The organism is Hafnia sp. CBA7124, assembly GCF_002355555.1.
Classification (GTDB): Bacteria; Pseudomonadota; Gammaproteobacteria; order Enterobacterales; family Enterobacteriaceae; genus Hafnia; species Hafnia alvei.
Genome location: NZ_AP017469.1, coordinates 2,281,955 through 2,296,720, shown reverse-complemented (window position 1 = coordinate 2,296,720; position 14,766 = coordinate 2,281,955). Strand labels below are relative to the sequence as shown.

Annotated in this window: 12 protein-coding genes; 5 read left to right on the top strand and 7 right to left on the bottom strand. The window is 49.4% G+C overall.

Going from position 1 to position 14,766, the window contains the following annotated elements; genetic code table 11:
* The first annotated feature begins 3 nt into the window (after positions 1-3).
* From araH to CPY98_RS10530, 4 genes are all read left to right on the top strand, one after another.
* Positions 4-999, top strand: coding sequence for an L-arabinose ABC transporter permease AraH (gene araH / locus CPY98_RS10545; protein ID WP_046359969.1), 996 nt, complete (start codon positions 4-6; stop codon positions 997-999).
* A 176-nt stretch (positions 1,000-1,175) separates the two neighbouring features.
* On the top strand, positions 1,176-2,117 hold the full coding sequence (gene araC, locus CPY98_RS10540; protein ID WP_025801031.1) for an arabinose operon transcriptional regulator AraC: 942 nt from the start codon (positions 1,176-1,178) through the stop codon (positions 2,115-2,117).
* Between the two features lie 308 nt (positions 2,118-2,425).
* Complete coding sequence (locus CPY98_RS10535) at positions 2,426-3,469, top strand: oxidoreductase (protein WP_096387620.1); 1,044 nt, start codon at positions 2,426-2,428, stop codon at positions 3,467-3,469.
* A gap of 161 nt (positions 3,470-3,630) precedes the next feature.
* Positions 3,631-4,626, top strand: a complete 996-nt coding sequence (locus tag CPY98_RS10530; protein WP_096387618.1) for a bile acid:sodium symporter family protein — start codon at positions 3,631-3,633, stop codon at positions 4,624-4,626.
* A gap of 743 nt (positions 4,627-5,369) precedes the next feature.
* Here CPY98_RS10530 and add read toward each other — a convergent pair.
* The 5 genes from add to malX form a co-directional block, all read right to left on the bottom strand.
* Positions 5,370-6,368, bottom strand: coding sequence for an adenosine deaminase (gene add, locus CPY98_RS10525; protein ID WP_096387617.1), 999 nt, complete (start codon positions 6,366-6,368; stop codon positions 5,370-5,372).
* A 197-nt stretch (positions 6,369-6,565) separates the two neighbouring features.
* The gene (locus tag CPY98_RS10520) at positions 6,566-7,087 is read right to left on the bottom strand and encodes a GNAT family N-acetyltransferase (protein WP_096387615.1); all 522 of its coding nucleotides are present in this window, start codon (positions 7,085-7,087) and stop codon (positions 6,566-6,568) included.
* Between the two features lie 3 nt (positions 7,088-7,090).
* Positions 7,091-7,360, bottom strand: a complete 270-nt coding sequence (locus tag CPY98_RS10515) for a DUF1778 domain-containing protein (RefSeq protein ID WP_025801385.1) — start codon at positions 7,358-7,360, stop codon at positions 7,091-7,093.
* 278 nt (positions 7,361-7,638) lie between these two features.
* Positions 7,639-8,814: a MalY/PatB family protein gene (locus CPY98_RS10510; RefSeq protein WP_096387613.1), complete on the bottom strand. Its 1,176-nt coding sequence runs from the start codon at positions 8,812-8,814 to the stop codon at positions 7,639-7,641.
* A gap of 83 nt (positions 8,815-8,897) precedes the next feature.
* Positions 8,898-10,493 carry a maltose/glucose-specific PTS transporter subunit IIBC gene (malX, locus tag CPY98_RS10505; protein WP_025801383.1) on the bottom strand — a complete coding sequence of 532 codons (1,596 nt, stop codon included), beginning with the start codon at positions 10,491-10,493 and terminating at the stop codon, positions 8,898-8,900.
* Between the two features lie 250 nt (positions 10,494-10,743).
* Here malX and malI point away from each other — a divergent pair, with 250 nt between their 5' ends.
* The gene (gene malI, locus CPY98_RS10500; RefSeq protein ID WP_043493238.1) at positions 10,744-11,775 is read left to right on the top strand and encodes a Mal regulon transcriptional regulator MalI; all 1,032 of its coding nucleotides are present in this window, start codon (positions 10,744-10,746) and stop codon (positions 11,773-11,775) included.
* Positions 11,776-11,850: 75 nt separating this feature from the next.
* Here the strand turns inward: malI and CPY98_RS10495 are convergent, their stop codons facing one another.
* Together CPY98_RS10495 and manA are read right to left on the bottom strand one after the other, a co-directional pair.
* Positions 11,851-13,347: a YdgA family protein gene (locus CPY98_RS10495; RefSeq protein WP_096387611.1), complete on the bottom strand. Its 1,497-nt coding sequence runs from the start codon at positions 13,345-13,347 to the stop codon at positions 11,851-11,853.
* Between the two features lie 233 nt (positions 13,348-13,580).
* The gene (gene manA / locus CPY98_RS10490) at positions 13,581-14,756 is read right to left on the bottom strand and encodes a mannose-6-phosphate isomerase (protein ID WP_096387609.1); all 1,176 of its coding nucleotides are present in this window, start codon (positions 14,754-14,756) and stop codon (positions 13,581-13,583) included.
* Positions 14,757-14,766: the final 10 nt, after the last annotated feature.

The following is a 14,766-nucleotide window of genomic DNA, read 5'->3' as shown; positions in this document are numbered from 1 at the left end:
ATTATGTCGAGTGTCACGTCTACGCCGGCGACGGTTAAAGCAGGAAAAAAGGGGCTTCATCTCAGCCGCATTTGGGATAGTTACGGCATGCTAGTGGTGTTTGCCGCGCTATTTATTGCCTGTTTGATTTTTGTGCCTAATTTTGGGTCGTTTATCAATATGAAGGGGCTGGGGCTGGCTATCTCGATGTCAGGCATGGTGGCCTGTGGGATGCTGTTTTGCTTAGCATCGGGTGATTTTGACCTGTCAGTTGCCTCGGTCATTGCCTGTGCGGGCGTTACTGCGGCTGTGGTCATTAACATGACCGAAAGCCTATGGATCGGCATTTTTGCCGGTTTGCTGCTGGGTGCGGTATGTGGTTTGGTGAACGGTTTTGTTATTGCTCGTTTAAAGATTAATGCGTTGATCACCACGTTAGCTACGATGCAGATTGTGCGCGGCTTAGCCTACATTATTTCAGATGGTAAAGCGGTGGGCATCGAAGATGAGCGTTTTTTTGAATTGGGTTATGCCAACTGGCTAGGACTACCGGCACCGATTTGGATCACCGTTATCTGTTTTATTCTGTTCGGTTTCTTGCTCAATAGAACCACTTTTGGGCGAAATACCTTAGCGATTGGCGGTAACGAAGAGGCCGCTCGTCTGGCTGGGGTTCCGGTGGTACGTACCAAAATTATTATCTTCGTGTTGTCGGGGTTGGTATCGGCGGCGGCGGGGATCATTTTGGCTTCGCGCATGACCAGCGGTCAGCCAATGACGTCAATTGGCTATGAGCTGATTGTGATCTCGGCCTGCGTGCTGGGGGGCGTATCGCTCAAGGGGGGGATTGGCAAAATATCTTATGTCATCGCGGGTGTACTGATTTTGGGTACGGTGGAAAACGCGATGAATTTGCTGAATATTTCACCGTTCTCTCAGTACGTGGTGCGCGGGGTTATCTTGCTGGCAGCGGTAATTTTTGACCGCTACAAACAGCTCTCCAAGAAAAGTCTGGGGTAATCCCATAGGGGACAAAATTTACGCCTGAAACGTGAGCTGAAATAGGGTGAGTCCTGATTGTTAAGTTTAAATTATAGATAATTATTTATCTGCTTCACATTTTTACAGCAATTATGAGCAGCGTTTTCGCTGCTCTGTAAACTGATTAGGTGGTTTACTAATGGATGGGAGGGACGATGTATCAACGTTTAACGCAGGACCCACAACCAAACCCCTTATTGCCGGGATACAGTTTTAACGCTTATTTGGTCGCAGGATTAACGCCGATTACTGCCGATGGACCATTAGACTTCTTTATTGATCGTCCTGAGGGCATGAAAGGCTATATCCTCAATTTGACGATCAAAGGTGAAGGCCGCATTTTTAGCGGCAAAGAGGGAGAAGAAACGTTATACAGCAAACCGGGAGAGTTGCTGTTATTTCCGCCGAAAGCCAGTCATTTTTATGGACGCTCATCGGAAAGCGATTGTTGGTATCACCGCTGGGTCTATTTTCGTCCGCGCGCCTATTGGGCCGACTGGTTGGAATGGCACAGCCAGGTTAACGGCGTAGGGCACATGGTGCTGCCTGAAAATACATTGCTAGAGTTTGATCGTCTATTTGCCAATATTGAGCAAACACACAAATCGGGTCGTCGCTTTGCTGAAGAACTGGCAATGAATTTACTCGAGCGGCTGTTGCTGCGCGCGATGGAAGAAGATCCTCAGGCACCACAGCGCATTATGGATGCTCGTATTATTGAAGCCTGCCAGTTTATTACCGGCAATTTGGCCGATGAGCTGCGCATTGAAGACGTAGCGAAACACGTTTGCTTATCTCCGTCGCGCCTTGCACATCTTTTCCGTGAACAGGTTGGCGTGAATATTCTGCGCTGGCGTGAAGATCAGCGGGTTATCCGCGCCAAGCTCCTGCTGCAAACCACTCAAGAACCCATTGCGACCATTGGCCGCGTGGTGGGCTACGACGATCAGCTCTATTTTTCACGCGTATTCCGCAAGCGCGTTGGTGTTAGTCCGAGCGATTACCGTCGTCGTAATCATGAAGTTAATGATTCCTCATCGATGAGCGCGGGAGAGCGCCGGCAGAGCGAAAGACAGAGTACGTTGCTGAGAGTTTAGATAGGTGACAATGTCACTTTTCTTGTATTCTCTGACCATAAACTCCTGCTGTTTTTTGCTCTCCAATATTTTGATTTTGTTCCGCTATGCGAGTGCCACAGTTGCTGTGTTTGCATAGCGGAGTTGTTGTTTAATAATTACCCGCCTAATCAAGATCGCACCAAGATCGCACTGCGTCCCCTTGCTCCTTGTCCTAAAACAGGCTATCAAATAGCACTATCTTAATATTTCGATAACAATGTATAAGTTGAAAAGATGACCTAAGGTCATCTCTCACTCTTTTGATTGCTAGGGCAGCGAGGTTTTGTATGGCGGATTCAATTCGTGTTGGGCTGATCGGCTATGGCTTTGCCGGTAAAACGTTCCATGCACCGTTGATTGCTGGCACGCCGGGGCTAACATTAGCGGCGGTTTCAAGCAGCGATGCCGAGAAAGTGCGCGCTGATTGGCCGGGAATGACGGTGGTGGGTGAACCAGGGCAGCTTTTTACCGATCCCAATATTGATATGGTGGTTATCCCAACGCCGAACATTACGCATTACCCTCTCGCAAAGCAGGCGCTGCTAGCGGGTAAACATGTGGTGGTGGATAAGCCTTTCACGGTAAATCTACAGGAAGCACGCGAGTTAGACATGCTGGCTAAGCAGCAAAAACGGCTGTTGTCAGTGTTTCATAATCGCCGTTGGGACAGCGATTTTCTCACGCTAAAAACCCTACTGGCGGAAGGCGCGCTGGGTGATGTGGTGCAGTTTGAATCCCACTACGATCGTTTTCGTCTGGAAGTGCGTGACCGCTGGCGCGAAAAAGCGGGCGCGGGCAGTGGGATCTGGTTTGATCTTGGCTCACACTTGCTCGATCAAGCTTTACAGCTGTTTGGCAAACCTCAAAGTCTGTTGGCGGATCTGGCAGCGATGCGGCCAAACTCGCAGACCACGGACTATTTCCACGCCATTTTATATTACTCCGATAAGCGCGTTATTTTGCACGGCAGCATGGTAACGGCCGCTGAAACGCCACGTTATGTGGTTCATGGCACGAAAGGCAGCTACATTAAACATGGATTAGATCCGCAAGAAGATCGTTTGAAGGCCGGTGAGCGCCCACCGCAGGCGGATTGGGGTTATGACATGCGTGATGGCGTGCTAACGCTGGTGCAAGACGACATTATGGCTGAGCAGTCGTTGCTGACTATTCCGGGTAACTATCCGGCGTATTATGCCGGTATTCGTGATGCGATTAACGGTGACGGTGATAATCCCGTGCCGGCTTGCGAGGCGATAACCGTGATGGAACTGCTAGAGCTGGGACAAGAGTCTTCGCTACAGCAAAGAGCGTTGCCGTTACCTGTTTAGTGCGGCTCCGTTATCTCCGTGCTGATACTTGTTCGCTGATGTTACGGCGAGTAGTCTCAGATATGCCTTCTTTCGTATATCTATAGAATCACAGAAAGAAGGCTTTGTTTTTTTATTCGACCCTATGTAAATGCACTTTTTTTGGTAAGGGATGTTGAGTTATGTCTTGGCTGCAACGTTTGCGGATTGATAAGTTTTTACTGGTTCTGATTTGCGTGGTGATTCTGGCGTCGTTGTTTCCTTGTGAAGGGATCTACAAAACGGTCTTTGAACACCTCACCACGGCGGCGATTGCGTTGTTGTTCTTTATGCACGGTGCCAAGCTTTCACGTGAGGCCATCGTTTCTGGGATGGGCCATTGGAAGCTGCATTTAGTGGTCTTTCTCAGTACGTTTGCGCTTTTTCCTCTGCTCGGGTTAGCGCTCAACGTGGTGGTGCCTAATCTCTTGAGCCCCGCGCTTTATCTCGGTTTCCTTTATTTGTGCGCTTTGCCTGCCACCGTTCAGTCGGCGATTGCTTATACCTCGATGGCGGGGGGAAACGTTGCCGCCGCTATCTGCAGCGCATCGGCGTCCAGCATTCTGGGTGTGTTCCTGTCGCCACTGCTGGTGGGACTGTTGATGCATACGCAAGGGGGCGAAACCGATACGCTGCACGCGATTGGCTCGATTATCCTGCAATTGATGGTTCCGTTTGTGGTGGGGCATTTGTCTCGCCCGCTGATTGCCAAATGGGTCGATCGTCATCGCAAGCTGATTAATATTACTGACCGGTCTTCGATTTTATTGGTGGTCTATACCGCATTCAGCGAGGCCGTTATTGAAGGCATCTGGCACCAGATTGATGTTTGGTCATTGCTGTCAATCGTTGTCTTCTCTACCGTGCTGCTAGCCATTGTGCTGGTTATCAATACCTTTGCTGCTCGTTGGCTAGGGTTTAATACCGCGGATGAAATTACCATTGTGTTCTGTGGCTCTAAAAAGAGTTTGGCAAATGGCATTCCGATGGCAAACGTACTTTTCCCAGCCTCAGTGGTGGGCATGATGGTTCTGCCGTTGATGATCTTCCACCAAATCCAGCTGATGGTATGCGCGGTATTGGCGCAAAGGTATGTCAATCGGGGGAAGAAGGTGACCGAGGAGCAGGGGAAGGAATAGGGTATGAATATGTGGGTTTTGTGTAAGGTTTCGTCCGCCTATTATACCGAGTTCCATTGATATACTAGTGAAGGCGTCCGAGCAAGGCGGCTCAATCGCCTTTATAGCTTAAGTGTGGTGTAAAGTTACGTCCGCCTAAAATTCCGAATTCTACCTGTGCATCGTGCAGGCGTCCGTGTTAGGGGGCCAATCGCCGCCCCCTAACAACCCGGCTTGGTACCCCCTTCCAGCCCGCTACGCGGGTGCCCTCATTTCATCATTCCGGTCTTAACGGAGCGAGCGACAATCGCGGATATTCGGCGCATCCTTGCGCCTCACCCCTACGGGGCCAACGCAAGCGTTGTTCAAATTTGCTCCCAGCAAATTTGTCCATGGCTCCTCCGTTCTTTCGCCTACATCCCTGTAGGCGAATCCTAACCTGCATGATTCATTCGGCTGTCCGGTAACGTGCCAGAAAAAATCAAAATCAAAATCAAAAGATAAATAACTTTGTCAGCATTTAGTTTAAGTCTTGGGAGAAGGAGCAACGCTAACAGGATGTTAGCGTTAGGGGAGGAGGCGCCAAGGATGGCGCATGCCGACCCGGTGCGGAGATGGCGTCTCGGATAAAAGCGCGAGGATTGAAGGGGCGCGCGCTGGCGCCCCTCATCGTACGCCTTCGATTTAGCTATATGTGATAGCCGTTATTGATAGGCGGACGAAACTTTACACCAAGGCAGCATTGGCACTTGGCGAACGAAACCTTACCCTAATTTCTTCTCCCGCAGAGCGCGTTTCTCATCTTCAGAAATAAACGCCATCTCCAATCCATTGATCTGGGCGGTGCGGATTTCTTCCGGCGTCAGCCCTGCGGCAGGTGCGGCGACGTTATACTCATGCGCCAGCTCAATGCCTTCTACTGCAGGGTCGTCCGTGTTAATTGAGGCCAGAATACCGTGACGTAGGAAGGTTTTCAGCGGGTGATTTTCCAGTGAAGCAACGGTACTGGTTTGAATATTGGACGTCAGGCAGGATTCCATCCCGATGCGATTTTCAGCTAAATAATCCAGCAGCTTGGTATCTTCAACCGCTTTAACTCCGTGGCCGATACGCTCTGCACCTAGTTCATGAATAGCTTGCCAGATGCTTTCAGGGCCTGCTGCTTCGCCAGCGTGAACTGTAATACGCAAGCCTGCGTCGCGTGCGCGATTGAAATGATTGAGGAATAAAGATCCTGGGAAGCCCAGTTCGTCACCGGCCAAATCTAATGCGGTGATGCCTTCACGGCAGGCCAGTAGAGCATCTAATTCTTTTAAGCAGGCGCTTTCGCCAAAAGTGCGGCTCATGATGCCGATGAGGCGAGTCTCAACGCCAAAATCACGAACGCCTGCACGCACGCCGTCGATCACGGCTTCCACGACACCTTGCACAGGCAACTGGTGTTTCATCGCCATGTAATACGGCGAGAAACGTAGCTCTGCATAGTCGATACCGGCACGTAATGCATCTTCCACGTTTTCGTAGGCAACGCGGCGGCACGCGTCTAGAGAGCCTAAAACAGCAACGCCCCAATCTAGTTTCTGTAGAAAACTGACTAAGTCTGGTGCGGTATCGGTGATTTGTACGTGAGGGCGCAGGGCTTCCAGCTCTTCGGCAGGCAGCGCCAAATTGAACTGACGACCGAGTTCCAGAATAGTTTGTGGACGAATGTTACCGTCAAGATGACGATGGATATCGGTCAGAGGAAGGCGGGTGTCAATCATGATATGCACTCTCAGTTATTCTGGATAAAGTGCGTAACAGTATAAAAACAATACACTGCAAATTACCAGTGAGTTGCATAAAAATGTGATCGTTATCACAAATAATGGGAGATGGTCTCAATTTTACGGGTAACTGTATAAATATACAGTATCAATTAAATGATAAAAAATAGACATCGCAATGATGAGATACGCGATTAATCCTCGAACAGCTTTTCGATGGATTTGGTTGGGTAGAAAAGCGAGTTTGCGTTATTGCCCGTGAGAGCGATAAATCCAAGCTTCAGGTAGAACTGCTTTGCTTTCTCATTGAGTGCATCGACAAACATACCGTGAACGCCCACGGCAAGCGATGCTCGATAAACCACTTGCATCGCGTGAGTCACCAGCGCCGTTCCCCATTCTTGTCCATGGAGATCTTTTTGAATGGCGAGACGCCCTAAAGTGATACTGGGTACGTTGACATAAGGCACTTTGCGTTTCTGGGTATTTGACGGCAGCGTTTCCTTTTCGAAGCAGCTACCAGATAGCGTGTAATAACCAACGACTTTGGGTTTTAGCGTTTGGGTTATGAGTAAATAGCCACGTAAAATTCGCGCATTATGCTGGCGGGCCAAATGATCGGTAAGGAATACATTCAGGGATTCTTCGCCGCAGTCAAAGTCGGAGAAATCGTATTCAGCCTCACTCGAAAAAATCGCAATGGTTAAGTCAGGCATTGACTATTCCATACTTTGCAGACGTTTGGCTGCGCGTTTAAGTCTATCGTTCGGTGCCGGTGGGGTGCTGATGGCATCCATTACCAGGTTCCATGACTCATCGCTGAGGATCAAGCGACGGTGTTGCTCGATAACTTCCGCTGCACGTTCAGAGGCGCTGGTAAGCATAAACTGCGTGATAGTTTGGTTGGACATTGCCGCAGCTTCTTCAATGGCGTTTTTGTCTTCGTCAGTTAATCGAAGATCGATACGCTGTTTTTTTAATGCAGACATACTGTATTCCTCGACGGCTCGCGCTTGCGGCAGTCATTTTTCACAAATAGGTTTTAAACGGTTCGAATAAATTCAATATTGGATGTGTACGGTATTTTTCCGTACGTTGACTATAGAAGCGTTCGAACAAACTTTCAACCAGTAAATGGGGCGCTGGAAGTGTGCCGCTTTTGAGCACAAGGGTTTTGCTGGGACGTGAGAGGAGTCGGTTTGGGCGTTAAATTTGACGGGGGTTTATTTCCCCGTCGCTGAGTTGCGGCGGGGGATGTTTAGACTGGCTATTTAACTAACTTATTTAAAGCAGAAATTAGTTTTTGCACGCCTAATTCAACCTTACTGCGTGGGCAGCCAACGTTGAGGCGAACAAAGCCACGGCCTTCTTCACCGTAGGTAAAACCGGGCATAATTGCCACCTTTTCCTCGTCGATGAGTACGCGCTGTAGCTCTTGATCGTCTACGCCAAGAACGCGCAGATCTATCCATGCCAAATACGTTGCCTGTGGAATTTTCCAGACTAATTGTGGGAAGGCTTGGTTAAGCTCGGTGGCGACGTATTCCAGATTAGACTGCAGATACGCGCGCAGTTCGTCTAGCCACGGCTGACCTTCACGATAGGCGGCGATATGCGCCGCAACGGCAAGCACCGCTGGAGAGGAAAGACCATCTTTGCTTTTGAGCTGCAAGAAATAGGCATCACGAGTGGCGGGATCGTTAATGAAGCCATAGGCACCGGTTAAGGCAGGGATGTTGAAAGACTTGGAGGCGGAGGTGAGCAATGCCCACGGTGTTTTTCCCACTTCATTCCACGGAAGGTGTTGACGATCGCCCCACGTCATATCCATGTGAATTTCATCACTGATGACCTTCACGTCGTGCCGTTCACACAGCTCAGCCATGGTTTCCAGTTCGGCACGTGTCCAAACTTTCCCCGTTGGGTTTTGCGGGCTGCATAGCAACAGCACTTTGGTTTGTGGGCGAGCCAGTAGCGCCTCTAAGTGGGCCATGTCGCAGAACCATTCACCCTCAGACTGTTTCATCGGGCAGGCCAGCAATTGGCGCTGATTACCAAGCACTACTTTATAGAAAGCATCGTAGGCAGGCGTATGGGTGACAACGCATTCACCGGGCTGAGTCCACAGGCGAATGAGCTGTGCCACCATATAGATTACGGAAGGGCCATAAACGGCGGTGTCGGTATCTATAGCGCTATTAAAACGCTTAGCGTACCAGTGACGCAGTGCGCCGAGGAAATCTTCGTGCTGCCAGCGGCTGTAGCCGAGCACGCCGTGCGCAATGCGTTTTTCCAGTGCCTGCGTAATGCAAGGGGCGGTTGCAAAATCCATATCGGAAATGGTGAACGGCAGCAGATCGTTAACACCAAAACGATCGCCAATATAATCCCACTGGGTACACCACGTGCCGTGACGGTCAACAGTCTTAGAAAAATCAAACATATTTCATTCGCCTTAATTTGATGTTTGCTCGAATGAGAAATAAAGCGGGGCGCTAAGCGCCCCAAATGTATGGTCAAACAAGGTTATACGCTTGGCTGAGCTATTAGGTAGTCTAATTCATCTTTGACCGACTGTACCTGTGGCCCAATAACAACCTGCAAATTATGCTCATTGACATGTACCACGCCAATGGCACGCAGATTTTTCAGCGTTGCATCATCAACCAGTTTCATGTCTTTCACCGAGAGGCGCAGGCGGGTAATACAGTTGTCGAGTGACACAATATTATCCGCGCCACCGAGTGCAACCAAAATCCCCGGGGTGTCATAACCTGATTTGCTTGAAGAGGCAGCCTTGGCTGATTTCTCGCTGGTGGTGCTGTTATCAATATCGCGACCCGGCGTTTTGATGTTGAAGCGGGTGATAGCGAAACGGAAGATAGCGTAGTAAGCAACGAACCATACCGCGGCAACCACAGGAACCATATACCATTTGGTTTGTAGGCCGTGCAGAACGCCAAACACCACGAAGTCGATGATATTGCCGTCGGTGTTACCGATAGTCACGCCGAGCACGGACATGATGGTGAAGCCCAAACCAGTCAGAATAGCGTGGATCAGATATAAGAACGGCGCGACAAACAAGAACAGGAATTCAAGTGGTTCAGTGGTACCACCAACAACACAGGCAACCACGCCAGAAATCAGCAGGCCTTTAATTTTATGACGGTTTTCAGGACGCGCACAGTGGTACATCGCTAATGCAGCACCCGGTAAACCACCTAAGAAAGCGGGCATTTTGCCCTGAGACAGGAACTGCGTTGCGCTTTCTGAGAAGCCGTGAGTGGTAGGGCAAGAAAGTTGGGCTTGGAAGATGGTCAACGCACCGCTAACGGAGTGGCCGCAAACGTCCATGGTGCCGCCCGCTTCGGTGAAGCGAATAATGGCAACCAGAATGTGCTGCAAACCAAACGGTAATAGCAGACGCTCACCGGTACCGAAGATCATCGGACCAAATGCGCCAGCGCTATGGATCAGGCGACCCAGGCCATTAATGCCCATCGCGAACCACGGCCAGATCAATGGCACCAGCAGACCAAGCAGGCCTAAAACCAGCAGGGTGATAATAGGAACAAAGCGGGTACCGCCGAAGAACGAAAGCGCATCCGGCAGACGAATAGTACTAAAGCGTTCGTGCAGTAAGAACACCACTATCCCGACGATAATCGCACCCAAAATACCGGTATCAATAGACTGAATACCCAGCACGGTTTGAATGTTATTGGCTTTCAGCACCAGAGGGTCAATGCTTGGCAAAATCCCTTTGGTCGTCAGATAGAAGTTGGTGGCCAGATTGAATACGGTAAAACCTACGAATCCGGCAAACGCAGCAACGCCTTTATTATCGCGCGCCATACCCAACGGGATAGCAACGGCGAACATCACTGGTAGGAAGCTAAAACCGAAGGAGCCAATTTTGCTCATCCAGGTAAACAGCAGTTGAAGCGGGGTATTATCCAGCACCGGCAATAACGTTAAAACATCGCGGCTGCTCAGCGAGCTACCAATTCCCAGCATAATGCCGCAGAAAGAGAGCAGCGCCACGGGCAGCATAAAGGTCTTACCAAGGCTTTGGAAAAACTCCCATAGCGTAATTTTTTGTTTGGTCTGGGTGGGCATGGACACTCCTGATGGAAAGATCCGTGGATAGGATCGCTGTTTCTAATAAAAATTATCAACTAGTCTTAGTCTTTCTGGTAAAAGAAGATAAAACGTTTTACCAAACAAAACCATTTGCCGGATCACAGTTCTCAAAATCAGTGTTAATGTGAATTATGCGAGATTGGATTAAATGTTTTACTAAAAAATACGGTAAAATAACCTACGGAAATGAATACCCTATGCTATCGACAAGTGAATAATTAACGGCATGAACCCGAAAAAGATCACCATTACCGACGTTGCGCAGCATGCAGGCGTATCAGTCACTACCGTTTCTCTGGTCCTCAGCGGCAAGGGGCGTATTTCTGATAAAACCTGTCACCGTGTTAATTCGGCGATTGAAACGCTTGGTTATGTACGCAATCAGCAGGCTGCCATGCTGCGCGGAAGTGTGTCTAACGTGATCGGGCTTATCGTTAGTGACATCAGCGAGCCGTTTTATGCCGAAGTGGCAGCCGGAATTAGTGAAATCTTGGAAGCGCAGGGCAAGGTATTATTTCTCACGCAGTGCGGTAAAAATGGGCTGCATCTGGCTCGTTGCCTTGATAGCCTGAGTGGTTACGGCGTTGATGGTATTATTGTCGGCAGCGGGCGCTTTCTTAGCGATGAGATGAAACAAAAGGCGCGAGATATGCATTTGCCGTTGGTGTGCGCCGCGCGAGCCAGCGAATTTGATGATATCGACGTTATTCGCCCTGATAACTCGCAGGCGGCAAAGATGGCCACAGAATATTTAATTAAGCATGGTCATCGCCAGATTGCCTATCTCGGCGGGGAAAGCAGTTCCCTTACGCGCGCCGAACGCTTAGGTGGTTTTTGCGGAACGTTGATTCAATATGGTCTGCCGTTCAAATCTGAGTGGGTCGTCGAATGTGATTGTAAGCAACAGGACGCGGCGGAAGCCACTAAAAAGCTGTTGAATCACCACCCTAAAATTACCGCCATCTTGTGCCATAAGGCGTCTATTGCTATGGGGGCTTATTTTGGCGTAATCGGCATGGGCAATAGCGTGGGTAAAGACGAAAACGAAAGCTACTATTCGCGTCAGGTTGCATTAATAGGCTTTGGTGATGTGCCGGAAGCGGAACTGACTGATCCTCCGCTGACCTTCATTAGTAGCTCCGCGCGTGAAATTGGCTATAGCGCGGCGAACCGTATGCTACAGCGTATTGATGCGCCGGATGAACAGGTCCAACATATTATTTTGCCGCCCAAGCTGATTGCTAGAGGCTCGGCGTAATCCTTTCTGAATCGGCTTAAAAAAAACGGCCCCAAAAGAGGCCGCTTATCGTTAACGTCGTGTCTGAATGCTGAATCAATTCCCCGCAGGGGCTGCGCTCTGATCCTGCATACCACCTAAAATCCCAAACAGGCCAACAAACTGAGCCAGCGGCATTTTGGTGCCATTCAAATCAACCTGACCATCGGCATAGCTGAAGCTGCTCGAAATCACGTTGTCTTTTTGCGTTGTCAGTTTAAACATCTGACCCATGGCGGAAATGCCTTGAACCTGTTGTCCAGCTAAACGTTTCGCATCTTCGGCGTTATAACCTTCTAATTCAGCTGCCTGAGAAGCCAACTGGGTCGCCATCGGCATGGAGATAGCCAGTTTTGCGTCCAGCTTTTTGATTGATTGCAACATCAACGGCTCGCCGGTGGTTTCAGCCTGAGGCTGAGGATTCGCAAGATTGAGATCCAAGCTAAACTGGCTTTCACCCTGAGCTGTTTTCCAGCTCAGCGGCTGTATATTCAGCGTTGGGTTTCCGGTGAGCAGAGCAGGCATATTCTTTTCAATCAGTGCCGCTAATTCTTGCTGATAGACATCAGGATCGACGTCGTCGCCCTGCACCAGTTGGCGATTGATAAAATCATTATACTGTGAGGCAAAGGCTTTTAATCCTTTACCATCAACGCCGTTAAATTTCAGCGTTAAGGCACCCTGACCGAAGTCTTTGCCGCTGATTTTTAATGCATCAAGCGTGTAGCTCAGAACGCCATTGAGGTTTTTATCATCCTCGCCCATGTTGGCATCTAACTTGAAGCCGTCTAATACTGCAGATTCTTTGCCATCGACAGACACTGACAGGTGCTTGGCATTCATTTTCTGCGAGCCGATATTCAGATCGAACTTACCGCGATGGCTATCGCTTTCCATCGTGAAGCCTTGCAGAGTGATTTGCTCTTGTTGGCCCATTTCATTTGGCGCGGAGATCGCCACGTTATCGCTGTTCATGTCGAGTTTCAGCGTGGAAAGATCTTTAGCGACGTCTGCGTTAATCACTGCGCCGTCAAATTTCACTGAAATCTTATCTTTTGCGTAATCGACAGGGATTAGCGTAATTTTCGACTGTGTATCGCCGTTGTAGGCGATACGTGTATCAGCATCAACCAGCGATTTGCCCTTAGTGGCATCAAACAATGCTTTTACCGCTGGCGTGTTTTCTAATTCGGTATGTACGGATGCCATGCTCGGCACAAAGTTGAAGTTCTTGAGCTGTGCTAGCGGGAATGGCCCGTGAGTAATGGTTTCTTTCAGTACAATCTGTTCACCGGCTTTGAGGCTTGGCTCGCCTTTGAAGGTTGGATCGTTTTGCAGAATATAGCGAATATCGGTCGAGAACAGATGACGGTTGTAGTCTTCGTAGCTGAGTTTTAACCCTGCTTTAGGGAAATAGTTGTTGATCTGGCTATTAACGTTCTCAACCTCAGTCGTCATTCGTTGCTCAATGAGCTTGCCGGTATACCAAGAGGCTCCGGTCCAGGCCGCGCCTAATACAACAATGACCGCAACCGCGACAGCTGATTTTTTCATATTGAGTTCTTCCTTAAGCCTTAAATGTGCTGCCGCGAGGGAAATGCCTCAAAAACGGCGTGTCGAACAAATGATGATAGACGTATAACAAAAAAACGCCCGTAGGCGCTTTTCATTGTGGCGTTAAACCCTTTCAATGTAAACCAAGCCCATTCGCAAATACTTATCTGAATTTGCAGGGGAAAGGGATTCTTCCACCAAGGTTTACATGAGGTTTATTTTCGTCGCATAAATCAGAGCTCATTAAACACGCGGGCGAGTTGGCCGTGGCCTTGCACCTGCACTGGCGACTCACTGGCTGGCAGATAACAGGATTCTCCTGGAACCAGCACGATACGCTGCTCCCCTTTGATAAGCGTAGCTTCACCGGTAATGCAGAATAGGATCGCCGCACTTTCTTGCGCTAACGACTGAGGCGCTTCAGTTAGGGTATGCACGGCAAAAGCAAAGTCTTCGACCGGAATAGGGAAGCGAGTTTCATGTCCGTTCACCACAGGGGCAGTCAGCAACGTGTTAGCTGGCTTAGCAATAAACTTCACATTGGCTAACAGTTCTGGCACATCGATGTATTTTGGCGTTAGGCCGGCACGCAGAACGTTGTCTGAGTTCGCCATGATTTCTAAGCCGACGCCATCCAAATACGCGTGCGGCGTTTCTGCATACAGGAACATACTTTGGCCTGGCTCAAGCTCAACGGTATTGAGCAGCAACGGTGAGAAGAGTCCGCTATCGTCTGGATAAAAGCGCGCAATGCCGCGTACGGCATCCCATGCTGGCCCTTGCTGGTGGTTTAGCGCTTCGGCAAGCACGCTTAAGGCATGCGATTTTTGTTCACCGGTCATGCTCAGCAAATTACCAAATAACACGGATAAATGCTGTGCGTCTGGCGATTGAATAAACTTCGCAATATCAGGATGCGCGCTGGCTACAGGCTGTAATAGCTGAGCAATCTCGGCAAATTCACGGAAGCCGTTCATCGCTTTGAAAGGCGTTAATGCATAAACCAGCTCAGGCTTATGATTAGGATCTTTGTAATTACGGTTTGCGGCATTGATCGCAATACCCGCGGATTCTTCACGTGCGAAACCCTCTTCTGCGGCATGTTTGCTTGGATGCACTTGAATCGATAACGGCTGTGCGGCGCACAGAACTTTGAATAAGAAAGGCAGTTCCCCAAAACGTTTCGCGACGGCGTTGCCTAGATTCCCGGTGAGATCTTTGGCGATCTCATCGCGTAATGACACCTTATTGCCGTTTTTATCCAAAACTTTAGAGCTGCTAAGCGGATGAGCCCCCATCCACAATTCAGCCATAGGTTTGTTATCTGGATTCGAGAAGCCATACAGCTTGCTCAGTGCATCGTGACTGCCCCAAGCATAGTTTTGTACGGCATTAATCATCTTTTGCATTGGTATCAAC

What these genes read in the sequence shown, in the direction of transcription:
- CPY98_RS10520 (WP_096387615.1), bottom strand. Translation starts at nt 7,087, where the DNA reads ATGCCTGACTTAACCATTGCGATTTTTTCGAGTGAGGCTGAATACGAT.
- add (WP_096387617.1), bottom strand. Translation starts at nt 6,368, where the DNA reads ATGATTGACACCCGCCTTCCTCTGACCGATATCCATCGTCATCTTGAC.
- araH (WP_046359969.1), top strand. Translation starts at nt 4, where the DNA reads ATGTCGAGTGTCACGTCTACGCCGGCGACGGTTAAAGCAGGAAAAAAG.
- CPY98_RS10495 (WP_096387611.1), bottom strand. Translation starts at nt 13,347, where the DNA reads ATGAAAAAATCAGCTGTCGCGGTTGCGGTCATTGTTGTATTAGGCGCG.
- manA (WP_096387609.1), bottom strand. Translation starts at nt 14,756, where the DNA reads ATGCAAAAGATGATTAATGCCGTACAAAACTATGCTTGGGGCAGTCAC.
- malX (WP_025801383.1), bottom strand. Translation starts at nt 10,493, where the DNA reads ATGCCCACCCAGACCAAACAAAAAATTACGCTATGGGAGTTTTTCCAA.
- CPY98_RS10510 (WP_096387613.1), bottom strand. Translation starts at nt 8,814, where the DNA reads ATGTTTGATTTTTCTAAGACTGTTGACCGTCACGGCACGTGGTGTACC.
- CPY98_RS10515 (WP_025801385.1), bottom strand. Translation starts at nt 7,360, where the DNA reads ATGTCTGCATTAAAAAAACAGCGTATCGATCTTCGATTAACTGACGAA.
- malI (WP_043493238.1), top strand. Translation starts at nt 10,744, where the DNA reads ATGAACCCGAAAAAGATCACCATTACCGACGTTGCGCAGCATGCAGGC.
- araC (WP_025801031.1), top strand. Translation starts at nt 1,176, where the DNA reads ATGTATCAACGTTTAACGCAGGACCCACAACCAAACCCCTTATTGCCG.
- CPY98_RS10535 (WP_096387620.1), top strand. Translation starts at nt 2,426, where the DNA reads ATGGCGGATTCAATTCGTGTTGGGCTGATCGGCTATGGCTTTGCCGGT.
- CPY98_RS10530 (WP_096387618.1), top strand. Translation starts at nt 3,631, where the DNA reads ATGTCTTGGCTGCAACGTTTGCGGATTGATAAGTTTTTACTGGTTCTG.